Origin of the sequence: Glaciecola sp. MF2-115 (assembly GCF_047250385.1) — a bacterium.
In the GTDB taxonomy this organism is placed as follows: Bacteria; Pseudomonadota; Gammaproteobacteria; order Enterobacterales; family Alteromonadaceae; genus Glaciecola.
In genome coordinates, this window is the sequence record NZ_JBLBVM010000055.1 from 105,560 (window position 1) to 129,212 (window position 23,653).

General features: G+C 40.6%; 19 protein-coding genes and 2 tRNA genes. 14 read left to right on the forward strand and 7 right to left on the reverse strand.

The window, feature by feature from the left end:
* Positions 1-176: 176 nt before the first annotated feature.
* On the reverse strand, positions 177-1,352 hold the full coding sequence (locus ACKLNX_RS13635; protein WP_412972769.1) for a GNAT family N-acetyltransferase: 1,176 nt from the start codon (positions 1,350-1,352) through the stop codon (positions 177-179).
* Between the two features lie 37 nt (positions 1,353-1,389).
* On the opposite strand from ACKLNX_RS13635, the gene ACKLNX_RS13640 reads away from it, so the two are divergent.
* The 14 genes from ACKLNX_RS13640 to ACKLNX_RS13705 all read left to right on the forward strand — a co-directional run bounded on the left by ACKLNX_RS13640 (position 1,390) and on the right by ACKLNX_RS13705 (position 17,045).
* The gene (locus ACKLNX_RS13640; protein ID WP_412972770.1) at positions 1,390-1,833 is read left to right on the forward strand and encodes a regulatory protein RecX; all 444 of its coding nucleotides are present in this window, start codon (positions 1,390-1,392) and stop codon (positions 1,831-1,833) included.
* Positions 1,834-1,949: 116 nt separating this feature from the next.
* On the forward strand, positions 1,950-4,550 hold the full coding sequence (gene alaS, locus ACKLNX_RS13645; protein WP_412972771.1) for an alanine--tRNA ligase: 2,601 nt from the start codon (positions 1,950-1,952) through the stop codon (positions 4,548-4,550).
* Between the two features lie 207 nt (positions 4,551-4,757).
* Entirely contained in the window at positions 4,758-4,955 is a 198-nt protein-coding gene (csrA, locus tag ACKLNX_RS13650) for a carbon storage regulator CsrA (protein WP_411694149.1), read from the forward strand.
* A 191-nt stretch (positions 4,956-5,146) separates the two neighbouring features.
* Positions 5,147-5,239 (forward strand) — tRNA-Ser (locus ACKLNX_RS13655).
* 82 nt (positions 5,240-5,321) lie between these two features.
* Positions 5,322-5,398, forward strand: a tRNA-Arg gene (locus tag ACKLNX_RS13660).
* 239 nt (positions 5,399-5,637) lie between these two features.
* Positions 5,638-7,329: a sulfotransferase family protein gene (locus tag ACKLNX_RS13665; protein WP_412972772.1), complete on the forward strand. Its 1,692-nt coding sequence runs from the start codon at positions 5,638-5,640 to the stop codon at positions 7,327-7,329.
* A gap of 197 nt (positions 7,330-7,526) precedes the next feature.
* Complete coding sequence (locus ACKLNX_RS13670; RefSeq protein ID WP_412972773.1) at positions 7,527-7,814, forward strand: OadG family protein; 288 nt, start codon at positions 7,527-7,529, stop codon at positions 7,812-7,814.
* Between the two features lie 10 nt (positions 7,815-7,824).
* Positions 7,825-9,606, forward strand: a complete 1,782-nt coding sequence (gene oadA, locus ACKLNX_RS13675; protein WP_412972774.1) for a sodium-extruding oxaloacetate decarboxylase subunit alpha — start codon at positions 7,825-7,827, stop codon at positions 9,604-9,606.
* Between the two features lie 4 nt (positions 9,607-9,610).
* Positions 9,611-10,744 carry a sodium ion-translocating decarboxylase subunit beta gene (locus ACKLNX_RS13680; protein ID WP_412972775.1) on the forward strand — a complete coding sequence of 378 codons (1,134 nt, stop codon included), beginning with the start codon at positions 9,611-9,613 and terminating at the stop codon, positions 10,742-10,744.
* An 85-nt stretch (positions 10,745-10,829) separates the two neighbouring features.
* On the forward strand, positions 10,830-13,742 hold the full coding sequence (locus ACKLNX_RS13685) for a hypothetical protein (protein ID WP_412972776.1): 2,913 nt from the start codon (positions 10,830-10,832) through the stop codon (positions 13,740-13,742).
* 84 nt (positions 13,743-13,826) lie between these two features.
* Positions 13,827-14,789: an SPOR domain-containing protein gene (locus ACKLNX_RS13690; protein ID WP_412972777.1), complete on the forward strand. Its 963-nt coding sequence runs from the start codon at positions 13,827-13,829 to the stop codon at positions 14,787-14,789.
* Positions 14,789-15,256: a DUF4402 domain-containing protein gene (locus ACKLNX_RS13695; protein ID WP_412972778.1), complete on the forward strand. Its 468-nt coding sequence runs from the start codon at positions 14,789-14,791 to the stop codon at positions 15,254-15,256. Before ACKLNX_RS13690 ends, ACKLNX_RS13695 begins: the two co-directional genes overlap by 1 nt.
* A 13-nt stretch (positions 15,257-15,269) precedes the next feature.
* Positions 15,270-16,073, forward strand: a complete 804-nt coding sequence (locus tag ACKLNX_RS13700; RefSeq protein ID WP_412972779.1) for a molecular chaperone — start codon at positions 15,270-15,272, stop codon at positions 16,071-16,073.
* Positions 16,074-16,427: 354 nt separating this feature from the next.
* Positions 16,428-17,045, forward strand: a complete 618-nt coding sequence (locus tag ACKLNX_RS13705; RefSeq protein WP_412972780.1) for a hypothetical protein — start codon at positions 16,428-16,430, stop codon at positions 17,043-17,045.
* A gap of 114 nt (positions 17,046-17,159) precedes the next feature.
* Here ACKLNX_RS13705 and ACKLNX_RS13710 read toward each other — a convergent pair whose 3' ends face one another.
* Genes ACKLNX_RS13710 through pspF form a run of 6 tightly spaced genes read right to left on the reverse strand, consistent with a single transcriptional unit; the run spans position 17,160 to position 23,615 of the window.
* Complete coding sequence (locus ACKLNX_RS13710) at positions 17,160-17,954, reverse strand: ATP-binding cassette domain-containing protein (protein ID WP_412972781.1); 795 nt, start codon at positions 17,952-17,954, stop codon at positions 17,160-17,162.
* On the reverse strand, positions 17,951-18,967 hold the full coding sequence (locus ACKLNX_RS13715; protein WP_412972782.1) for an oligopeptide/dipeptide ABC transporter ATP-binding protein: 1,017 nt from the start codon (positions 18,965-18,967) through the stop codon (positions 17,951-17,953). The genes ACKLNX_RS13710 and ACKLNX_RS13715 overlap by 4 nt, the downstream gene beginning before the upstream one ends.
* Positions 18,967-19,860, reverse strand: coding sequence for an ABC transporter permease subunit (locus ACKLNX_RS13720; protein ID WP_412972783.1), 894 nt, complete (start codon positions 19,858-19,860; stop codon positions 18,967-18,969). The genes ACKLNX_RS13715 and ACKLNX_RS13720 overlap by 1 nt, the downstream gene beginning before the upstream one ends.
* A complete protein-coding gene (locus tag ACKLNX_RS13725) occupies positions 19,847-20,878 on the reverse strand; it encodes an ABC transporter permease subunit (RefSeq protein WP_412972784.1) in 1,032 nt (343 codons plus the stop codon). Before ACKLNX_RS13725 ends, ACKLNX_RS13720 begins: the two co-directional genes overlap by 14 nt.
* The gene (locus ACKLNX_RS13730; RefSeq protein ID WP_412972785.1) at positions 20,875-22,506 is read right to left on the reverse strand and encodes an ABC transporter substrate-binding protein; all 1,632 of its coding nucleotides are present in this window, start codon (positions 22,504-22,506) and stop codon (positions 20,875-20,877) included. The genes ACKLNX_RS13725 and ACKLNX_RS13730 overlap by 4 nt, the downstream gene beginning before the upstream one ends.
* Positions 22,506-23,615, reverse strand: coding sequence for a phage shock protein operon transcriptional activator (pspF, locus tag ACKLNX_RS13735; RefSeq protein ID WP_412972786.1), 1,110 nt, complete (start codon positions 23,613-23,615; stop codon positions 22,506-22,508). The genes ACKLNX_RS13730 and pspF overlap by 1 nt, the downstream gene beginning before the upstream one ends.
* Positions 23,616-23,653: the final 38 nt, after the last annotated feature.

The following is a 23,653-nucleotide window of genomic DNA, read 5'->3' on the forward strand; positions in this document are numbered from 1 at the left end:
CTTATAGCTCATACCGAATAGGTCACCGTTTAGCTTTAACGATAATCTGTCACGATATTCAATACAGAACGAAGACCAAATTAAACTGCTATTTAACTCAGTGCCAATATTTTAATGAGCTTCTCGAGTTTGTCCGTAATTAAATCGTTACTTTTTGTGTCTGAAAGAATAGGAAATTAATCTTGTTTAAATGGCAATACGCTTTCAGCTTGTTGTTTGTATTGTTCAATGCCGATTCTTTCGTTTTGCAAGAAATCCTCAACGGCGTTTTGAAATCCGGGATGTTGCAAGTAATGATTAGAAAAACACAAGGTAGGTTCAAAGCCCCGCAAAATCTTGTGTTCGCCCTGAGTGCCCGGATTAAACTGTCGTAGCTTTTTTTCGATGGCAAATTCAATACCTTGATAATAACAACACTCAAAATGTAAGCCAGAAACTTCCTGTAAAGCCCCCCAATAACGTCCAAACAATTGCTCCTCATTATAAAAGAAGAGCGCCGAGGCAATGCATTTTTCGGCATGGTAGGCCATTACAATCATAATGTTGTTTCGCATATTTGATTGTAAATAGTCGAAAAATGCTTCGTTTAGGTAGCCCGTGTGACCACTTCGTTTCAAGTATGTTTGTTGGTAGCACAGATAAAAGTCAGCCAAAACCTCACTTGTTAGTTGCTCAGCACACAGTCGCTTGATGACAACATTTTCGGTATCGGATATGCGCGTTGCTGCTTTTCTCTCTTTGCGAATAGAGCGACGTTTACGCGATGTCATTTGTTGCATAAAATCATCGAAGTTTTCATAGCCTTTATTTTTCCAAATAAATTGCACGCTCAAGCGTTGTAACAGTTTGTCTTGGGCAATTAACTCGCTTTGATACTCAGGCAGAAATAAATAGTGAAATGATGACGCACGAGCAGATTCAAGAATATTATCTGTATTGTTAAGTACAAATGTATTGATGTCTTCAAATGAGTATGGGGCATTCTTATCAAATAATAATCGACTGCCTGTTACAGGTGTAAAAGGAATACATGCGACCAATTTAGGATAATAGGGTACCTGATGATGTTGATATGCATTCGCCCAAGCATGATCAAAAACATATTCACCATAAGAATGTGTTTTTAAATAAGAAGGAATAAACCCAATTAGCTTAGCTGCGCTATCATAAATACCAATATGATAACTGTGCCAGCCAGTTTCGCCGTCTACACATTTGCTAAGTTCTAGTCCTTTCAGAAAAGCGTAGCTTAAAAAGGGCGTAGAATAGGCCGTTTTATGATTGGACAGTTGTTGCCATTGTTGTTGAGTTATATCATCGACACTGAGAATGGGTTGCCAATGTAAGGCCATAGTTAAATTTTAATTATTAGGAAGCATGTTTATCACTATGTCAGATAACGACGCAAAGATCATTAGACACAAGTTAACTCGTTTACTGTCAAGACGTGAGCATAGCCAAACAGAGTTGCGTAAAAAGCTAGCTGAACTGGCCTTAGATAAGGATTTGGTTGATGAAACGATTCAGCGCTTCGCAGAGAAAGACATTCAAAGCGACCTTCGATACGCTGAAGCGGTTGTTCGTGGCGCTTACAGAAAGGGCAAAGGACCAGTATTTGTTGAGCGAGAGCTAAATAATCATAATATCGATTTTCACACAGTTAAAACATTGGTAGGTGACGAAGGTTTCGATTGGTTTGAATCATCAAAAGCTGTGCGTATAAAACGATTCGGCGCTGATTTACCCGAAGACTGGGCGGCAAAACAAAAGCAAATGCGTTTTTTGCAATACCGTGGCTTTACGCAGGAACAAATTAAATATGCATTTGAATGAAATTTTAGTGAAGTATAAGTGAAATAGAGGGCTGAGAGGGTTAACAAACTCACCTTTTACATGATATCTTCTGCCTTAGAACATTTTCCCCGTATATGAACGATTTAGGAACATTAATGGTACGCTCTACAGCCGATTTACGACGCAGTTTCTTTGAATATTTTCAAAAACATCAACATCAACTTGTTTCAAGCTCATCTCTAGTGCCACACGATGACCCAACATTGTTGTTTACCAATGCCGGAATGAACCAGTTCAAAGATGTGTTCTTAGGTGCGGAACAGCGCAATTACACAAGAGCAGTTTCTTCTCAGCGCTGCGTGCGCGCAGGCGGCAAACATAACGACTTAGAAAACGTTGGGTACACCGCAAGACATCATACTTTCTTCGAAATGCTGGGGAATTTTAGTTTTGGTGACTACTTTAAAGAATATGCGATTAAGTTTGCGTGGGAATTCTTAACTGTTGAGCTAGGACTCGACAAAGAAAAGTTACTCGTCACAGTCTATTTTGAAGATGATGAAGCCTTTGATATCTGGGAAAATAAAATAGGCGTGCCTGCTGATCGCATTATTCGCATTTCAACCTCTGACAATTTTTGGTCAATGGGCGATACTGGGCCTTGTGGACCGTGTTCAGAGATTTTTTACGACCACGGCGAGCATATTTGGGGCGGCCCTCCGGGCTCACCTGAAGAAGACGGTGACCGTTTTATCGAAATCTGGAACTTGGTTTTCATGCAATTCAATCGTCAAGCAAATGGCGATATGTTGCCATTGCCAAAACCATCTATCGATACCGGAATGGGCTTAGAGCGCATCTCCGCTATTTTGCAAAATGTGCACAGCAACTACGAAATCGATTTATTCCAAAGCCTGATCGCCTCCGCTGCAAAAATAGTGGGTACTGAAGATTTAGAAAACAAATCATTGCGCGTAATAGCGGATCATATTCGTTCATGTAGCTTCCTGATATGTGATGGTGTTATGCCATCGAATGAAGGCCGCGGTTACGTGCTGCGTCGGATCATTCGTCGAGCTGTGCGTCATGGCTATAAGTTGGGCGCGGACGACATTTTCTTCTACAAACTGGTTAATACGCTCGTGCAAGAAATGGGGGAAGCTTTCCCTGAGCTAAAGCAGCAGCAAGCGGTGGTTGAAAAAGTATTAAAAGTAGAGGAAGAACAATTCTCAAAAACCCTAGCTCGCGGCATGGCAATTCTAAACGATGCTTTAGCAGAACTATCGGGCAAACAAGTACCTGGTGAATTGGTATTCAAGCTTTATGATACCTATGGCTTCCCAGCCGATTTAACCAATGACGTTGCGCGTGAGCAAGACTTGACCATCGACGAAGCTGGCTTTGAAGCAGCAATGGCAAAACAAAAATCAAAATCACAGTCGGCTAGTAAGTTTGGAGCGGACTATGCGAATGTACTAAGTGTAGAACATAAAACCGAGTTTACGGGTTACTCAGAAGTGACGGGTTCATCAACTGTCATAGATATTATCGTTGATAACGAAGCCGTTAAAGAAGCGAATGCGAGTGCAATTATTATCTTAGAGGAAACGCCTTTCTACGCAGAGTCAGGCGGCCAAACGGGTGACACTGGATTCATAAATTCAAATTCAGGTAAAGCAAAAGTTCTTGATACCGTGAAATTAGGCCAGGCATTTGCTCATACAGTGTCTATCGACGGCGTTATTAAAGTAGGCGATAAAGTTGAATTAGTCGTAGATCGCGCTAGACGTGATCGAATCAAAGCAAACCACAGTGCGACCCACTTGCTACACGCAGCATTGAGACAAGTGTTAGGCGAGCATGTGATGCAAAAAGGCTCATTAGTAGACGCTGAAAAATTACGCTTTGACTTCTCGCATTTTGAATCTATATCTTCTGAGCAATTGATTGACATTGAGAATTTAGTGAATGCTGAAATACGTTTGAATCACGCATTGACTACTCAGCTCATGGATCTGGACGAAGCTAAAGAGTCTGGCGCGATGGCGCTGTTTGGTGAAAAGTATGATGAAAAGGTGCGCGTTGTAAAAATGGGCGAGTTCTCAACCGAGCTGTGTGGCGGAACACATGTTGCACGAACCGGTGATATTGGTTTATTAAAAATCACTTCCGAAGGCGGTATAGCATCTGGAGTTCGACGTATAGAAGCGACTACTGGTCAAATGGCTCAGGATTTTGTGAATGATGAATCAAACAAACTTCATCATATTGCTAGCCTATTGAAGTCCGATAAAGCTTCTGTTGTGGAAAAGGTGTCTTCGGCACTGCAACATACTAAGTCCTTAGAAAAGGAGCTTGAACAGCTTAAACAGTCGATGGCTGGTCAGAAGAGTAAAGACATCATGTCAAACGTTGTTGAAGTTGAGGGTATTAAGCTTCTCGTAGCTAACATGCAAGGTGTTGAGGCAAAAGCTCTGCGTGGCATGATGGATGACTTAAAAAACCAAATGCAATCCGGTGTTGTTGCATTAGGGCTTGCTAACGAAGGTAAAGTAAGTCTGATTGCTGGCGTAACAAAAGATTTGGTGGGGCAATTCAAAGCAGGTGAGTTAGTTAACCACATGGCAAGCCAAGTTGGAGGAAAAGGTGGAGGTCGACCGGATATGGCACAAGCGGGTGGCACCCAGCCAGAAAACCTTGATAAGGCCTTAGCCTCTGTGAATACTTGGCTTGAAAATAACATGAAAAAAGAGTAGCCAAAGTTTACTAGTGAAATGAACAGCATAAAATTCATTTAAAATGGCTTTGTTTAAAAAATAAACAAAAAATTATTGGATTTTTCTTGGCTTAAATCAATTAATTAAAGTATATTTGATCTTGTTAATGGTCAATGTCTTACAAATATAATATCTGAACTCAGATATTAGGCTATGAATCAGATCTAAACTAAAAGGAGCGACAACATGCTTATCTTGACGAGACGCGTAGGGGAAACTTTAATGGTAGGTGACAATGTCACGGTAACTGTTTTAGGCGTCAAAGGAAATCAAGTACGAATTGGTGTTAACGCACCGAAGGAAGTTTCAGTTCATAGGGAAGAGATTTACATGAGGATTCAAGCAGAAAAAGGAAACCAAGCTGCTGTCGGAGACGATGACTAACTTTTTCATTCTCATAAACGCCGCTTAAAAGCGGCACGAAAAACTCAGGTCATTCTGAGTTTTTTGTTTTTTAGGCAGGTAAAATAGGGCGAGTTGGTTAAAAAACTGACAATCGATCAAAAATAGCGAATAAGTTGCTAAAAAAGCATTGACTTATACTATCGATTCAGTAAACTTCCGCCCCACATTTAGGAGAGGTGTCCGAGTGGCTGAAGGAGCTCCCCTGCTAAGGGAGTATAGGGTTTATAGCCCTATCGAGGGTTCGAATCCCTCTCTCTCCGCCATTCTTTAATGGTATAAATGTGACGTTAATAAGAGTAAGCTTGAAAGCTCATTCGATTTAACACAGTACGATAGAAATACTACGCGCATGTAGCTCAGCTGGATAGAGTACCTGGCTACGAACCAGGCGGTCGGAGGTTCGAATCCTTCCATGCGCGCCATATCACAGCCTTAGAGGCTGATTAAAAACCTTAGCGAAAGCTGAGGTTTTTTTTTGCTTAATTAAAAGTTTGAAAAACTTCAGTCTATTCATTTGAGCACTTTGTTTATCGAGGCTTCTATTCTTCTACTAGCTTGATAATTCTGCTTCTTATGCTCTGTTGAATAGAACAAGTACATGGTTTATTCTAGTTTTATATCACTCTTCCCAATAGCAAAATGAGCAAAGGAATATGAAACTGTGCCAGATGAATTAGAACAAGCAATAGCGCATTTTAATGCAAACAATTTTTCTAGTGCTAAAAAGAGCCTCAAAAAGATAAAAGCTAATTCATTTACAAAAAGAAAGTTAGAATTTGCCATTTTGCTCAAGGAAGAAAAATATCAAAAATGTCTCCCTATTGGTAAAAGGCTACTAACTGAAACAAATGATTCTGCTGAAGTTGTCGAAATTGCCAATAGCATGGCGCGATGCTGTATTAATTTAGGAGATGCAGCGAGTGCAGAACATTACTTTGAATTGTCGATTGCAAAAAACAGTTCAGTTAGTAATGGTGAAAGTCTAATACATCTTCTCAAACTATACTCATTGAGAGATCATTTGGTTAATATTGAAAAACTAGCACCAAAAGCACTAGGGTGGGAAAGGCATTCTATTGAGGCGCAAATGCTATTGTTAGAAAGTGCCTCGAAGTTTGGTTCCAAGTTACTTGTGGAGGAACGAGTAAGAAAGTTATTTTTAGAGCTTGAAAAATTAGATAGAGAACAGTTTGCTACCTTCATAGATTACCTAATTGGTTTAGGTGTCGACGACTTGAGAGAGATTGCGTGTGAGAAGTATGAGAAAAAGTTTCAAACTGTTGTTTTATCGAACAGAGTGGATGGTTTATTAAAAGATAATAAGATAGTTGAGGCACTTGAAACACTACAAATGCATGCTGACTCCAATAAATCAGTAAGACATCAACAGTTGTTGGCGAAAGTTTTTCATAGCAATGGGGATTACGCGTCGGCATTCAATGCTTGGGAAACGGCTGGTAGCATACGTAAGTCTCGAGATGCTTCTATAAAAATACATTTAAATAAAGCTAAAAAAAGATATAGTGAATATAAAGGACTAATTCCAAAGCTTCAGAACAGCAGTGACTTCATGCAAGGTGAAGAGGGAAAAAATTATGTATTCATCTTTGGTTTTCCACGATCAGGAACTACCTTATTAGATAATGTACTTGATACTCAAGTTAATTTGCTGGTTCTCAGTGAAAGGAAAATACTGCCATCTGCTGCAAACGTCATGAAAAATTTTGGTAAAAAGCACCCAAAAGACATTTGGAACCTAAGCGATGAAGAGTTAGTGATTTTACGTGAGCGATATATTGATATCATCGAGAATGAGCAAGGTTACTCAATTCCAGAATCAGGAATTGTTGTGGAAAAAAATCCACACTTTACGGAGCAATTGCCTCTAATCAAAAAATTATTTCCAGGTGCAAAGTTAATTCTCACCATAAGGCATCCATTAGATGTTTGCTTAAGTTGTTTACAACAAAATTTCACTATGAATTCATATAATGCCCATATGTTAAGTATGCAAGATATTGTGGCTCACTATGTTTCAACTTTTACATTGTTGGAAAGGTATGAACAAGAATTAGGCATAAAGGTTCATTGTGTAAAATATGAGGACTTGGTTGAAGATTTGGCTGGTGAAATGGAGAAGGTGTTCGATTTCATTGGATTCAAAGCAGATAATACTTATTTGAACTTTCATACACACGCAGGCGAAAAATATGTAACCAGTGCTTCGAGAGGTCAAACTAATCAACCTCTTTATCAATCTTCGAAATATAAATGGAAGAAATATGAAGAGCAATTGAAGCCATATATCCCTGATTTGAAGTACTTTATTGATAAGTACGGTTATAATACCTAGTCAGCTTGATATAATTCTTTTTGAGTTTAATAAGTTGTTAAAAATTCGTAAAAATTGCATAAAAATTAAATATAATATCGAATGAGTGCATAAAAATAGGTTTTTATGCGCGTTTGAAACGTTTTTAGATTGTATTTACTTTAGCCTCATGCTATTTAAGCTAGCTTGATTTTCGAAGTATTTAAAAAGGAACAGCTATGCCAACACAAATGACCGAGCAATTAGCAGAAGCAGGCGTTTTACTCGGCGTTGGTATGTCGGTGGTATTTGCATTCTTAATATTGTTGATTGGCGGCATACAGGCAATCGCATGGTATTGTCGCAAATTTCCTTCTGCAGAAATTGTGCAGGCATCTCCCCGTCATCGCCCCACTCAAAATCAATCAAACACAAATAATAAAGCGACATCGTCAGTGAGCCCTCAAATAGCAGCAGCTATTACCGCAGCTGTTCATACGCACAGACATACAACTTTAAAGCCATAGGGAACACATTATGTCCAATTCATTAAAAATCACCGAACTGGTCCTGCGCGACGCGCATCAATCTCTGCTGGCAACGCGCATGCGTTTAGAAGATATGCTTCCTATCGCAGCTAAATTGGATGATGTTGGTTATTGGTCTGTGGAATCTTGGGGCGGAGCAACCTTTGATTCTTGTATTCGCTATTTAGGTGAAGATCCTTGGGAGCGTATTCGCGCGCTTAAAGCAGCAATGCCTAAAACGAAGCAACAAATGTTGTTGCGTGGTCAAAACTTACTTGGTTACAGGCATTATGCCGATGACGTCGTCGAGAAGTTCGTCGAGCGAGCTCATACCAATGGCGTTGATGTATTCCGTATTTTTGATGCGATGAACGATGTTCGCAATCTTGAGACTGCCGTTAAATCTGCAATTAAAGTTGGCGCGCATGCTCAAGGTACAATTTCTTACACAGTAAGCCCAGTGCACAACCTGCAGCTTTGGCTAGATATGGCAAAACGTCTCGAAGATATGGGTGTGCACTCAATATGTATTAAAGACATGGCGGGCTTATTAAAGCCATATGATTGCGAAGCACTTATATCAGGCCTCAAAGAAACAGTTAATGTGCCAATTGCCATGCAGTGCCATGCAACAACTGGCTTAAGCACTGCAAGCTACCAAAAAGCCATTGATGCCGGTATTGATATGCTAGATACGGCGGTCTCTTCTATGAGCATGACTTATGGACACACTGCAACCGAGACAATGGTGTCTATAGTTGAAGGCACCGACCGTGATACTGGCTTGGATATTGAAAAGCTTGCCGAAATTTCTGCTTATTTCCGCGAAGTGCGTAAAAAGTATGCGCAGTTTGAAGGTTCATTGAAAGGCGTGGATGCACGAATCCTAATTGCTCAAGTTCCTGGCGGCATGTTGACCAACATGGAAGGCCAGCTAAGAGAGCAGGGAGCTGAAGATAAGTTTGATGAAGTGCTTCTTGAAATACCAAAAGTGCGTGAAGATCTTGGCTTTATTCCTTTAGTCACACCTACTTCGCAAATTGTTGGTACACAAGCTGTGCTGAATGTTCTCACAGGAGAGCGTTACAAAAGCATCACCAAAGAAACCGCTGGTGTCCTGAAAGGTGAATATGGTGCGACAGCGGCACCAGTTAATAAAGAATTACAAGATCGGGTTTTAGAAGGTGCGGAACCTATCACTTGTCGCCCTGCAGATAACATCGAACCAGAATTAGAAAAATTAGAAGCTGAATTGGATGAACTGACAGAGCAAAAATCACTCCGTATCGCAAAAGATAAAATTGATGACGTTCTCACTTATGCACTGTTCCCGCAAATTGGTTTGAAGTTCATTGAGAATCGAGATAACCCAAGTGCATTTGAACCTGTTCCTACAACAGAACTACCTGTCGTTGATGCAACTAGTGCTGAGCCTCTTTCCGGCGATGCAGCCGCTTACAAAGTGCGTGTTGAAGGTCAGGTTTATCATGTCGAAGTAGCTGATAATGGCGAAGTGAGCCATATTTCTAGTGCCGGGGCGGTTAACGAACAGTCAACGCAAGTAAGCTCAAGTGGAGAGGGGACAGATATAGTATCTCCTTTATCAGGCAATATATTTAAAATCATGGTTGCACAAGGTCAACAGGTGAATGAAGGCGATGTGATTCTTATATTAGAAGCCATGAAAATGGAAACCGAGGTAAGAAGTAGCGTTTCCGGCGTTGTTCAGCAAGTGATTTGCAAAGAAGGTGACTCCGTCCAAGCTGGTGAAGCAATGATGGTTATCGGATAAGCCCATGGATAAATTATTATTACTTTGGGAAAGTACTTCTATCCCGCATTTTGAAATTGGTCAATTGGTGATGATGCTAGTTGGCTTTGGATTGCTATATTTAGCCATTGTACGCAAATTTGAGCCATTATTATTACTTCCTATAGGCTTCGGTGCTCTGTTAACTAATATTCCATTAGCAGGCTTTAGCGAAGCGGGAGGCTTACTTCACTATATTTACTACATTGGTGTTGATACGGGAGTTTTCCCTTTATTGATATTCATGGGTGTTGGCGCAATGACAGACTTTAGCGCGCTGATCGCTAATCCTCGTATGTTGTTGTTAGGTGCTGCAGCGCAATTCGGTATTTTTGCCACCTTGTTCGGCGCTATTTTATTGAATGGACTTCCTGGTTTCGAGTTTACATTGCAAGATGCGTCTGCGATCGCCATTATTGGTGGTGCTGACGGTCCGACTGCCATATTTTTGGCGTCTAAACTCGCACCTGAATTATTAGGGGCAATTGCGGTTGCCGCTTATTCTTATATGGCATTGGTGCCTATTATTCAGCCGCCGATTATGAAAGCACTCACGACACCTGAAGAACGCAAGTTACCGATGGCCCAGCTTAGAGCTGTATCAAAGAAAGAAAAGATTATCTTTCCTTTAGCTGTGTTGGTATTAACCTTAATATTCCTACCTGCAGCAACGCCTCTAGTGGGCATGTTTTGCTTTGGTAATTTGTTGAAAGAGTGCGGTGTGGTAGAACGCCTTAGCAATACTGCACAAAATGAACTCATCAATATTGTGACTATTTTTCTTGGTTTAGCCGTTGGGTCTAAATTAAGTGCCGATAAATTTTTGACGGTTGAAACACTCGGTATTTTGGCTTTGGGAGCGGTGGCTTTCTCAATTGGCACAGCATCTGGTGTCCTAATGGCCAAAGTGATGAATAAATTCAGCAAAGATAATATCAATCCTCTAATCGGTGCTGCCGGAGTTTCAGCCGTTCCTATGGCTGCCCGCGTGGTCAATAAAGTGGGATTAGAATCAAACCCACATAACTTCCTGTTAATGCATGCTATGGGGCCAAATGTTGCCGGTGTGCTAGGTTCTGCCGTTGCTGCTGGAATATTGTTGGCGCTTGTTGGCCCTTAGAGAGGTTTTTTATAACGCTGAGGGCCTTACCCTCTTGGCATAATCCTTGCTGAGAGAACACTGATTAGTCTTGATTGGTGTTCTCATGATTCGATATTTAATAATATTATTTTTTCTTAGCTTTCTAAGCTTGAGCTCGACAGCTCAAGAACTTAGTTCTACCTCTCAAGAAGCACAAGCAACTGAATCACGATTTGAAGTTGGTGAAGAACTTATTGTTACCGTCAGGATTGGTAAATACAAATTTTCTGAAATATTAATCACCAAAAGTAACACAGGCTATCAAACCGAATTAGATGCTTTATTTGAGGTACTTGAGTTCCCGATTGAACAAGTCGGCAGTGGCTACGCTTATGAAGGCTGGTACCTTAAGGACAGCAATCTATTTTTATTGAGTAATTCTGAAAATTCAAATGAATTTACTGTTCAAACTACTGACAAATCATTTCAACTAAACCAAGACAACTACAGCATAGTCGATGGATTACTTCAGGTTGAAATTGACGAGGTAGGTAGGTGGTTTGGCATTAGTTTTTCAGTGGATGAAACGAATCAGAGCTTACTTATTTCCGCCGACTATCAATTTCCGTTCGAAGTGCGTTTAGCCCGCGAGTCCCGAACAATTAGAGATAGAGCTTCTCCATATCCAGTTATGCCCTACAGACGTTCATCAGTAGAATTGTTGTCAGGCCAAGCACTAGATATTCAAATAAACTCCAACTTTTCAGAAAATATCAATTCAACAGGCTACAGTGTTCTTGGCTCACGCGACATTGCTTTGCTTGAGACGCGCTTTTTTGTTGCTGGAAATGATCAAAATGGTTTAACGGATGCTAGGTTTACTGCTGGTCGGTCTTCTCAAGCAAAAGGCTTACTTGGGCCTTTGAATGCAAGTAGATTTCAATTTGGCGATGTCACACCAGTTCGCCTCGGCAGTCGAAGTATTTCTGCACAATCTCGTGGTATCTACATTACTAATGGCAGTCTTAATACGATTAAAGATTTAGAAGTCACATCCTTTTCGGACGCTATATTGCCAGGTTGGGATGTAGAACTCTATAGAAATGGCGTTTTAATCGACAAAGAACTAAATGTTATGGATGGAAGGTATGAATTTGATGATGTACCTCTAAATTACGGTCAAAACAGTTTTGAAATAATTCAATATGGTCCTCAAGGACAAGTTATTAGTAACACCTATGAAAAATTAATCGATAGCAGCACAAGCTTAGATAAAGAGTGGACTTATGATTTGTCTCTCGTTGATTTAGGTGAAACATTGTTTTCCCAAAGTACAATTGCAGAGCCAGAATACACTGGCTATGCGTTAACTGGAGAATACAGTAAAGGTTTATCGAGAGATTTTGGGATTCGCTTTGGCCATTCTACTATTTTTGGTGATGATTCACTCAATATATTGGCCGTGGGCGGTAACTATCGAGCTAGTGATAGCGTCCTTTTGGGGTTTGATCTTTCTGGTGACACTGATGATGAGTTTCGTTTCGACATAAACGCGCGAACAGCAATTGGGAAGCATGCAATACGTTTGGCATATCAAGCATATCAGCAGAAACCAGATACGATTTTAGATAATACCCTTTCGCATCGACTAAGTTTGTTAAATAACGGTCCATTAGTTTCAAGTAAAAGCTTTAGAGCATCTTATCAGAACGTCTTGAGCGCCACTGACAATGGTTTAGGGACTAAGGTTTATGATTTAAAGAATTCTATAGGATTAAACTTTCTAGGTATGTCGGCCAATCACTCACTGAATTATTCTAAAGTAGAGTCTGCAAATAACGCTGTAGATACCTTAACTGGAACTCTTGCGATGCAGCGAAATATTGGGCCTGTGTTTGCTAGAGTACAGGCACTTTATGACGCAACTGAGAGTTTTGAGCCCACAAATTATTCTGGTCAGTTTAGTATGAACATTGGCGAAAGTATGCGAACTAAATTGACTTTAGACCATTCTGTTATCTCTGATATCGATCGAGCGACTTTAGACTTCGACTGGTCAAAACGCCAATTTAACCTCGCGACTAGAGTTTCATATGATTCTAATGAAAATTGGTTTGCTAGTCTCTTTGCTCGTTTTAGTATTGGAGCTGTGCCTACAGCCCTAGATACCTTTAATTCAAATCGTAGTTTAGCGAATTCAGGTAGCTTCGTTATTAGAATATTTGAAGACCAAAATGCCAACTTACGTTATGACCCAGGTGAACCTTTACTTGAAGGGGTTAAAGTTGATTCAGTTCAATCCCGTTCTAATGCTGTATCAAATATAAACGGTCTGGCAACACTAACGTCTTTACAAGATCAGAAAACAACAGACATCATTATTAAGCAAGATAGTTTACCTGACCCATTTATGATCCCCGCTATAGAAGGTATATCGATTACTCCTAGGGCAGGTTTCATAGATTCAATTGATTATCCAATCCTTCATGGCAGTGAAGTTGACGGCAGTCTGAATATATTGACAGCGGATGGTGATGATATTGTTGGTAAATATATCGAGTTAGAGTTAGTGAATTCTTATGGACGGGTTGTAAAGAAAACTAAAACAGAATTTGATGGATATTTTCTGTTCACGGCCATAAAGCCAGGTAAATATAAATTGCGAGTTGCCGAGGAGTCCATGGAAAGTAATAACCTTTATGATCAGTCGAACAAAACTATTGATCTTAAAAACGGTGGCATGGTGGTTTCGGACGTGCAAATGTCGATACGACAGAAGAAAAAAACGACAGGGTATTTAGTCTCACTTGGCCAGTTTACTAAGAGTGAGTTTTTACATGCATATGCATTGTTAGTAACTAGAAAATACAAAACCCGTTATTTTGAGAAAGTGGCGCCGTTTATTATTGAAAAAGATAACAAACAAACCTTAGCTTTAGCTTACTTACCAAATATCGAGTTGGCACAATCTGAATGCAAAAAAGCGCAAATGCTTGGTATTAATTGTGAAGTCTCGGCATTTAATAGTTACAAATAAAGAATTGGCATTATAAATGCTTGAGTATAGGCATATATCATCGAGCGTTAAAAAATTGGCAGTCAATAAATTGAGGAAAGCACCATGAATATAAGACACAGTAAGCTTGCATCCGGAATCGTTATTTCAGCACTCTTGCTTTCAGGTTGCTCCTCTATTAGTGACTTCACCTCAAGTAGCAATGTGAGTAATGATAATGATAAATACAATGGCAATCAGGCGACACTAAACGATATGGTCAAACAAATGCAGGAATGGGAAGAGCTAAAACCTGGTCTTATCCGCTTAATTAAACAAGAGAGTGAGTTAAGCTTCCTACTCAGCGAGCTTGAAAATATGTCGAATGTTCAAACTTTTACTAATGATTACGTCGATATAAGTGGTCGTTCACTGACGGGGCAACCTAATGTTTCCATGCAGCCGCCAGAACTGAGGGCATTAGCTAAATCATCAGAGGCAAAGCCTGCGCAGTCACAAGAGGTAGAGGTGGCGAGTGCTAGGCCAATCCAAAGAAATCTGACAAGCAGTAATAAATTTTCCAGCCAATCTGCACCGGTAAGTTCTTCCGTAAACAGAAACCAGATCGTTGGCTATGCATCCACATCGAGCCCTAACAATGCGCAACCAACAACGTTCAAAAGCAATGCCAATATCGCACAGCGACTCAGCAACAACTCAACTCAAGAGCAAGGAGCTTCGATATCGAAATTTCAAGAGACAAGTGTTGCAAATCTAGTTGGAAGCACCGATGAATGTTCGGTTAACTTAAATAGTGTTGGGGACAATGCCATTCACTTAGTATCTTACAAAAGCAAAAATTATGTTGAAAAAGGTTGGCAGGAGTTAATGAGCAAACATAAGGAAGTACTCTGTGGAAAACAGCCATTAGTTGCAAGTGTCACAGTAAAGGGCGTTGATTATCAAAGCTTGCGCGTTGGGCCATATATAAACGTATCTGAAGCTCAAAGCGCGTGTAAAAAATTACGTGACTCTGGTCAGTATTGCGCAGTAACAAAATTCGCGGGCAAAAATATAGAGCAGCTATAATGAATTTCATTGTTTGTTTAATCATTGCTGTGAGTATTTCTCTCTTTAGTACAAAAATTAAAGCGGATGTTGAAGTTACGCAAGCGCTTAATTTTGGCATTGTGGCTGTTTTAGATAATACTTCAGCGCATACTTATGCAATAGATGAGAGTGGTAATATTTCGATCTCAGGAGGGTTTGCAATTATTGCACCGGGAAACCCGGGTGCTATTAGACTCAGTAATTATCCTGGGAATATTGAAGTGTTCGTAAACGGAGTGGTCATTACAGCAGTACTTAATCCAGGTCAAATTTCTCAAGAATACTTTGTTTTTACATCGGTAAATGTGCCGCCTACGGTGCGTACCAATAGTTTGGGCGAAGAAGAGTTTACTTTCGGAGGCACGATTCAAACATCAGGCTCTGGCAGTATTCAATTTGTAGATGCTCAGTATGCAGGGCAGTTAAGAATAGATTTAAATTATTAAGAGGTATTAAAACATGTTGAATAGAGTCACTCAGTTAGCAATGGTAGTTTTATTGTTATGCCCTATTACTCAGGCTTATGCGGATTTGTTAATTTCGCCAACTAGAATCGCTTTTGGCGAGAGAGAGCGTGTAAAAGAAGTTCAATTGATAAATACTAGCAATAAACGCAGAACCTATCGTGTTGAGTTTGTTGAACAGAAAGCAGTGACTGAGGGAGGTTATATTAAACTCACTGAGAGCGAAGCGTCTACTTTTAATATTGCAAGTCCGTTTATTAGGTTTTCACCTAGGCAAGTATCCCTTGAACCCGGACAAAGACAAACGATTAAGTTACTAGCACGCCGCAAGTCAGGTATGAACGCACCAGAGTATCGTTCACACTTGAAATTCACTGTGCTACCTGAAGTCGACGAAAAAGCTAATGAAAACCGAGAGGGTATGTCCTTAAAGTTAGACGTATTCCTAAGTTACACTATTCCTGTTTTTCTAAGAAACTCGCAACAAGAGCCAAATATAGCTATTAGCAATCTTGAAAGAAGAACACACAAGAACGGCAAACTGATGCTAGATTTAAGAGTTCTGAAAACAAACCAGCAAAGTGTTGCTGGCAGAATAGTGGCCTATCAGAAAAATGACAGCGGAGAAGAAATTGAAGTTGGTGTTGTAAATGGTGTGAATATTTTTCATGAATTAAAAGAAAGGAATGTGAGCATCGAATTACAAACCAGCAAGTACATGAGCAATAAACCTATAACGGTAAGGTTTTTAGGTATACAAGAATTTTTTGGTAAAACACTGGCTGAGCGCAGCATCTAGCTAAAACAGACTAAATAAAACAAAAACCAGCCCAATGGGCTGGTTTTTTTATGTCGAAAGCTCTATCAGACAACTAAAATAGATGGCTGGATGCTGTGTTAATGGCTCAGAAGGACATAATACTTATCAGCAACCTATTCTTTACCGTATGTTTTTACTGGGACTACACACTTTTTTTTAAGTTTTTTAAAAAAAAGATTATAGAAATATTTTGGAGCGCCGATAGATACTTTGAAGGGCAATAATTACCCTAATACAAAACGGCTAAAGGTAGCTGTTTTGGTTGGACAGAGTTGTCGCGAGTTTTCTTGCGTTACAATGTCAGATTTATTTAAAAACAATCGGAGATATCCCATGTTTAAACGCAATCATTTATCCACAGCAGTACTTGCAGCTACGCTTGCAGTTGGTTCAACGGCAGTAGTGGCTCAAGAAAACGTAACGTCAACAGCAACTGTGACTGTTCAAAACGCATTTACATTAACTGAAGTCGCAGCCATTAACTTTGGAACATTAAGAGTTTCTCAGGATGCTGTAGCGACTACTACGACTGCGGCTACATATACCGTTCCAGCTGACGGTTCACCAGCCACTACTAGTAACACAACCGGTGAAGCTGAAATAACTGCTCTAGTCGCAGGTACGCCTGGTCAATATGCCGTAACCAACGCTGCACCATTTACTGTTTTGACTATCAGTGATTATGATGTAGGTGGCGTAAGACTTGTCAATGCTAGCGCACCATCAACTGCGCCTGGTTTTACAGTACTTTTCGATGACGCTACTACTCAAATTGTTGGCGGTATCAACGATGGTGAAACATTGGACGCAGGTACTACTGACTTACAAACAGACGTAAACGGTGAGGTCGGCTTTATTTTAGGCGGTGTACTTTCTACAGAGCCAGCTGATATTGACCCATACATCGATGGTTCTTATACGGGTAACTATACTTTAACAGTACAGTACTAAAATCCGCATTTAAACGTTTAAATGCGTTAGCTAGACGTCATTAAAAAGCCAGCTTTGAGCTGGCTTTTTTATGTTTACGTTTTTAAGTATTCGTATTTATTGATTATTGACCAACTAAAACTGCTCGAAATGCTTATCTACCAAAGTAAAGTGAGAATCAAATAAACGCTTCGTCAATTCATGTTGCGGCTTTTTGAATACATCTTGGGTTGCCCCAGCTTCAATCACTTTTCCTTTATCTAGAACCATCACTTTGTCGCTAATATGACGCACTATGCCGAGGTTCTGCGAGATAAACACAAATGCCATGCCAAGCTCTTGTTGAATGTCCAAGATTAAATTAACCGTTTGAGAGCGTACAGATGGATCTAGGGCAGCAAAGGGTTCGTCTGCCACAATCACCTTCGGATCAAGTATCATGGCACGAGCAAGCGATACACGTTGTTGTTGCCCATCTGAAAGCATGTGTCTGTAAAAGTAGTAATGCTCACGCAACAAGCCGACTTTTAAGAGTGTTTGTGTAATTTTGACTTTTCGCTCTTCCTCATTTAACTCGGTATTTAATCGTAAGGTTTGATTAAGAATCGCGCCCACAGTGACTGCTGGATTTAGGCTATATTTACCGTGTTGTAAAATGAGCCTAATATCATGATTTCTAGTTTTCTTATCACTTTGCTCTACTTCTTCACCTTCAAGAAGAATGCTGCCTTCTTGTGGTTTAATGATCCCAACTAAAGATTTCGCTAAGAGTGTTTTCCCAGAGCCGTTATGACCTGTAAGCGCCAGTGTTTCTCTTGCATTCAGTTCAAAATTAATTGGCCCAAGAATGAATTCATCCGCGGGTTTGAAAATAGAGCGCTTAACACGGTGGTGATAAATAAGATCTTTTACTTCTAATACTGCACTCATTCTTTACTCCCCGAGTGATTCTTGTCTGGCAAATAAAGAGGGAAATGGCAGCTATATAAATGATGATTCATCGCTTTTTCTTCGGGCACTTTTACGCACTCTTTGCGCGCATTTGGACATCTGGGTCCTAAGCGGCAGCCAATAGGAAGATGCTGTAAAGTAGGTATAGTGCCTTCTAGCGCCACTAAATGAGATTTTGGTGGCAAGTTAATTTGAAAACTAGGTGCGCTATCAAGTAGGGCTTTCGTGTAAGGGTGGAGTGGTCGACTATGCAAATGTTGCACTTTTCCAGACTCGACGGTTTGACCGCAATAAAGAACCGTCATGGTGTGAGCCATACTCGAAATGGCCAAAAGATCATGGCTAACAAATAAAATCGCCAGTTTTTTAGTCTCGTTTAGTCCGGAGAGCAAACGCAGGATTTGATTTTTGGTAGTGCTTTCCATACTTCTTGTCGGATCATCGGCGATGAGTAATTCAGGTTCTGATACTAATGCCATTGCAATCATGAACTTCTGTGCAATATCAGCGGCTATTTCATGCGGATATCGTTGCATGCAAGCTTCGTGATCCTTTATTCCGACTTTGTGCATTAGGCCAATTGCAATCTCTCTGCGTTGTTTATTGCGTTGCCAAAACATGCCTTTTTCTAAAAGTTCTTCCGGAATACTCTCTTCAAGTTGCTCACGTAATGTAGCCGAAGGATCAAGTGATGATGTTGGGTCTTGGAAAACAACGGCAATTTCTCGGCGCATAATGATACGTCGTTGCTCGTTCGACATGGACAGTAGGTTTTGACCTTTCCAAGTTAATCTGTCGGCTGTAATAATCCAGTGGTCAGGGACGGCGCCAATAATCGCTCTAACAATTAAACTCTTTCCCGAACCAGACTCACCTACAAGGGCTCTTATTTCGCCTTTTTCAACAGTTATACTGACTTTATCCAATGCTTTAACAAACTCAGAACCAGTGTCTATTTCAAGGGTTAGATTTTTCACATCGAGAAGAGGCATTAGTGAATCAACCTGTTGCGCAATGCAGTACGAAGACCTTCGCCTACAATATTAATAGAAAGCACCATTAAGAATATACAGAATCCAGGGAGTGCTATTAGCCAAGGTGCAGAGTAAGCAACATCTAAGCTTTGCGACAAACTTGCGCCTAGTTCGACTAAGGGACTTTGAGAGCCAAGGTTTAAAAAGCCTAAAGCTGAGATATCAATAATCGCAACTGACAGTGCTAATGTGCTTTGCACAGCGAGCAGTTCGAACATGCCCGGCAATACGGAATGCCAAAATATCTGTACTGAACTTGCACCATCAAGCCTGTCTAATAATATAAACTCTTTTTTCATTTCTTCACGCACGAAGCTGCGTGTTTGATGAACAAACTGCGGGATAAGCGCTAAGATAATTGCCCACATACTGTTCCATAAGCCAGTCCCCAATATCGCGACAATAATAATCGCAATCAGAAGAGTAGGAACGGCCATTAATGAGTCAAATAAGTGATTCAGTACGCTAGATTTGATCCCTTTATTCATGCCCGCAATGGTTCCTAAGACGACCCCGATGGTACCAGCGATAAGCACGAGGAAAACACTTGAACCAAACGTTACTCGGCAGCCATACAGGGTCCGTGAGAACACATCACGCCCTAATGTGTCAGTGCCAAAGATATGCGCAATACTGCCATTCCCTTCCCAAGCTGGAGGCAACAATATCGCGTTAGTGTTCTGTACATTGGGATCATAAGGAGCCAACAAAGGCGCTAAAATTGCGATAGCGCAGAACAACAATAGAATAGCGAAACCAACCAGTGCAAAGTGGCTTCTTTTGAATTCAAGCCATATGTGTTTAATTGGGGAGGGATGGAATTCCTCTTGATAGAGATTAAACTGCGGCACGTTCGAATTTATCCCTAGCTGGGTCGATGGCTCGACTAATAAACACAATGGTAATGGTTAAGGTAACAACAAAAACTGACACAACCAACATTCCTATTCGTATTGCAGGGTAGTCTCGCTGATAAATCGCTTGAATAAGCCAGTTGCCAATGCCCGGCCATGAAAAAATAGTTTCTACTACCATTGCGTTGGTGATCAGTGTTGATATTTGCATCGCCATCAAAGGTAATATAGGTAGTAATGAGTTTCTTAAACCGTGTTTAAAGAAAATCTGCTTAGTCGTGAAGCCTCTTGATTTGGCCGCGTCAATGTAACCCTTATTCATTTCATCCATAATAGAGCGGCGCGTGAAGCGGATGAAAATAGCTGTCGTTACTAACGCAATTGAAAGGGTTGGCAGTATAAGGTGTCGAATTGCATCGAGAAAAGCGTCATTTTTATTTGGTATATCAGCAACGAGAATATCCCAAAGAATAAAACCACTGCTATGAGGTATTTCATACAATAGATTTACACGACCCGAAAGCGGCAAATAACCCAGTTGTAAACAAAAGATGGTGATAAATATCAAGGCTAGCCAAAAAACCGGAAATGAATAACTGACCACACTGAAGGTAACGACGCCAAAGTCGAACGGTTTATGATGCCAAATACCACCAATAAATCCCAATGGGATACCGACAAAAACCGACACAAAGAGAGCGTAAATTGTGAGTTCTATGGTTGCTGGAAACGCGATGCTAATTTCATCAAATAAACTTACCTGAGAGTCAAAACTGACGCCCCAGTTACCGTTGACCAAGTTTTCTAAAAAATACCAAAATTGAACGAATACCGAACGATCTAATTTAAATGCTACTTCTAGCGCTGCTCTCTGCTCGTCCGTTTCTGGCACTATTCCCGATATATTTGTTAAAGTATCACCGGGAAACATGTACGCCAGTGAAAAGGAGATAACGACCAATACCGCAATAGTTAACACCATCAGGTTTGTATAACGCAGTAATAAGTTAATCATGGTTTGCGCACCACATCATCAAATCGAATTCCACCGAATGGATTTATTGTCATACCTTCAATTTGATTGTTGACGGCTTGGTAATGGAAAGCGTGCGCAATTGGGACTAAAGGTGTTTCTCTGAATATTATTTGGTTTGCGCGATGGTAGAAAATTCGTCGTTCATTTGAATCATCTGTTTTTAAGGCATTCTCTATCAAAGCATCATATTCAGGATTGCACCAACGGGCTCTATTGGTGCCAGAAGGAATTGCAGCGCAAGTAAGAAGTGGCCTATAGAAATTATCTGGGTCACCGTTATCAGCCGACCAGCCAATAAGTACTGAGTCATGCATACCAGAGGTCAGATTCTCTCTGAAGCGAGTCCAGTCATAGCTCACAATGTTGACAGTGACGCCTACGTCGGCTAAATAACTACTCATTAATTGGGCCATTTTCATTGCGTTCGGGTTATATGCTCGTTGTACCGGCATGGCCCAAATGTTCATAGTGAAATTATAGGGAATACCTGCTTCGTCCAATAGTTTCCTTGCGGTTATAGGATTATAGCCAATATCTTGCATATTTGATTGATGAGCCCACGACGCTGAAGGAACTAGGCTTTTAGCACGCGTTGCTTGGCCTAAGTATATGGCTTCAAGTAATGAGGTTTTGTCTATGGCGAGCGCTAAAGCACGACGCACTTTAGGGTTATCAAACGGCGGTTTACTTGTATTAAATGCCCAAAAGCCAACATTCAAACCTGGCTTTTCTAATAAGGTTAAATCTTCTCTTTCTCGAATAACTTCAAGATCATTTTGTGAAGGGAAGGCAACAGCATCGCATTCACCGGTAATTAATTTTGCCACACGCAAAGAGCTTTTGGGCGTAATATCAAAGACTAACTTTTTTGGGCCGTTTGTGTCCAAAAAGTAATCTTGATGACGTTGATAACGAATAAATTGGTCTTTTCGGTAGCTGATAAACTTGTATGGACCTGTCCCAATAGGGTATTTGTCGAGGTTGCTTGGAATACCCTCCTTTAGCAAATTCATCGCATATTCAGCAGATAAGATAACCGAAAAATCAGTCGCTAAATTAGCTAAGAACGAACTATCAGGTTTGTATAATGATATTTCTACTCTATAACCGTTAATTCTTGCGACGTCTTTAATGGTGCCTCTTAGGCCCAAGCTTTGGAAATAGGGATAGGTGCCACCCGATACATCGTGAAAAGGATGCGAAGCTACACGCCACCTGTCGATACTAAAAATGACGTCGTCAGCATTGAAGTTGCGTTTTGGCGCAAAGTAACTCGTTGTGTGAAAGCTTACCCCTTTGCGCAGTTGGAAAGTATAGGTAAGTCCGTCGTCGCTAACTAACCAGCTACTGGCTAATCCCGGTACAATCTCACCGTTTTCTGGGTTGAATTCGAGCAAGCGGTCATACACTTGATGCGATGAAGCATCTGCGGTGGTGCTTGAGGTGTCTAATTGCGGGTTAAAGGTAGCCGGGCTACCCTCAGAACAAAACGTAATTCCAGCTCTTGTTATTTCCGTCTTTTGTTTTGAGCAACCTAACATCAACATTAAACTGACACTCAGCAATATTGTGTTTTTTAGTAGGCTAGGTTGTTTGTTTAGAGTCATTATTCGTCGGTTTTATCTAACAAGTTGTATTTCTTTAAATATCCTCTTAATTGATGATACGTCAATGAGAGCTTTTCTGCAGTTTTTTTCTGGTTAAATTGTGCATCTTTTAATGCACTGTTGATCATGTGTATTTCGAAGTCTTGTGATTGCTCTTTCAAATCGATAGGAAAATTAAATGTTTGTTCACTTGGCGATGTTACGTCAATTTTGCTTTGTTCATCACTGGATTGATCGATAGCACTCAATACATCACTGTTATCAATAGGTGCTGAGTTTGTTGATGAAGGGCTAATTGTAGTCGGCGCTTTCGTTCGTTTTAGAGGGCGGAACTCAGATAGAAAGGGATCAACTACGATGTCATGTACGGGTAAATTAGGGTTGTTGCGATAAACAGCTCTTTCCACAACATTCTTCAATTCTCGAACGTTACCTGGCCATTCGTACTCAAGTAAGGTTTTTTTAGCCTTAGATGTAAATCCGCTGAATAAATCCATCTCCAGCTCTCGTGCCATACTAATCGCGAAATGTTCAGCAAGCATCATAATATCTTCTTGTCGATGCCTTAGAGGGGGAATGGTGATGACATCGAAGGCTAGACGATCAAGTAAGTCGGCCCTGAATTCGCCTTGTGCAGCAAGTGACGGTAAGTCTTCATTTGTCGCTGCAACCAGGCGCACATCAACCTTAACTGAACGAGTACCGCCCACACGTTCAAATTCGCCATATTCGATAACACGCAATAGCTTTTCTTGTACAAGCGCTGAAGTATTGGCTAACTCGTCGAGAAACATGGTGCCGTTGTCGGCATATTCAAATCGTCCTTCACGTCTTTTTGCGGCACCAGTAAATGCACCTGCTTCATAACCAAACAGTTCACTTTCTAGCAAACTATCGCTCAGCGCTGCACAATTGAGTTTGACGTAATTCTGCTCCCAACGTTTAGATAAGTAGTGGAGTCTTGCTGCTATTAGTTCTTTACCTGTGCCACGTTCTCCTATTACGAGCACGGGTTTATTCAATGGTGCAATAGCGGAGACTTGCTCCAACACTTCCATAAAACTATTGGCCTGACCGAGTAAATTATCCTGCTGCTTGAAGCGACTCATTGTGATTCCCTTGAAAATTAGTCAATTTCACTAAAATG

Bases quoted from the DNA above. Each gene is read 5' to 3' on its own strand.
- ACKLNX_RS13705 (WP_412972780.1), top strand. From the start codon at position 16,428: ATGTTTAAACGCAATCATTTATCCACAGCAGTACTTGCAGCTACGCTT.
- pspF (WP_412972786.1), bottom strand. From the start codon at position 23,615: ATGAGTCGCTTCAAGCAGCAGGATAATTTACTCGGTCAGGCCAATAGT.
- ACKLNX_RS13730 (WP_412972785.1), bottom strand. From the start codon at position 22,506: ATGACTCTAAACAAACAACCTAGCCTACTAAAAAACACAATATTGCTG.
- ACKLNX_RS13680 (WP_412972775.1), top strand. From the start codon at position 9,611: ATGGATAAATTATTATTACTTTGGGAAAGTACTTCTATCCCGCATTTT.
- oadA (WP_412972774.1), top strand. From the start codon at position 7,825: ATGTCCAATTCATTAAAAATCACCGAACTGGTCCTGCGCGACGCGCAT.
- ACKLNX_RS13715 (WP_412972782.1), bottom strand. From the start codon at position 18,967: ATGCCTCTTCTCGATGTGAAAAATCTAACCCTTGAAATAGACACTGGT.
- ACKLNX_RS13710 (WP_412972781.1), bottom strand. From the start codon at position 17,954: ATGAGTGCAGTATTAGAAGTAAAAGATCTTATTTATCACCACCGTGTT.
- ACKLNX_RS13725 (WP_412972784.1), bottom strand. From the start codon at position 20,878: ATGATTAACTTATTACTGCGTTATACAAACCTGATGGTGTTAACTATT.
- ACKLNX_RS13670 (WP_412972773.1), top strand. From the start codon at position 7,527: ATGCCAACACAAATGACCGAGCAATTAGCAGAAGCAGGCGTTTTACTC.
- ACKLNX_RS13700 (WP_412972779.1), top strand. From the start codon at position 15,270: ATGTTGAATAGAGTCACTCAGTTAGCAATGGTAGTTTTATTGTTATGC.
- ACKLNX_RS13640 (WP_412972770.1), top strand. From the start codon at position 1,390: ATGTCAGATAACGACGCAAAGATCATTAGACACAAGTTAACTCGTTTA.
- ACKLNX_RS13685 (WP_412972776.1), top strand. From the start codon at position 10,830: ATGATTCGATATTTAATAATATTATTTTTTCTTAGCTTTCTAAGCTTG.
- ACKLNX_RS13635 (WP_412972769.1), bottom strand. From the start codon at position 1,352: ATGGCCTTACATTGGCAACCCATTCTCAGTGTCGATGATATAACTCAA.
- ACKLNX_RS13690 (WP_412972777.1), top strand. From the start codon at position 13,827: ATGAATATAAGACACAGTAAGCTTGCATCCGGAATCGTTATTTCAGCA.
- ACKLNX_RS13695 (WP_412972778.1), top strand. From the start codon at position 14,789: ATGAATTTCATTGTTTGTTTAATCATTGCTGTGAGTATTTCTCTCTTT.
- csrA (WP_411694149.1), top strand. From the start codon at position 4,758: ATGCTTATCTTGACGAGACGCGTAGGGGAAACTTTAATGGTAGGTGAC.
- alaS (WP_412972771.1), top strand. From the start codon at position 1,950: ATGGTACGCTCTACAGCCGATTTACGACGCAGTTTCTTTGAATATTTT.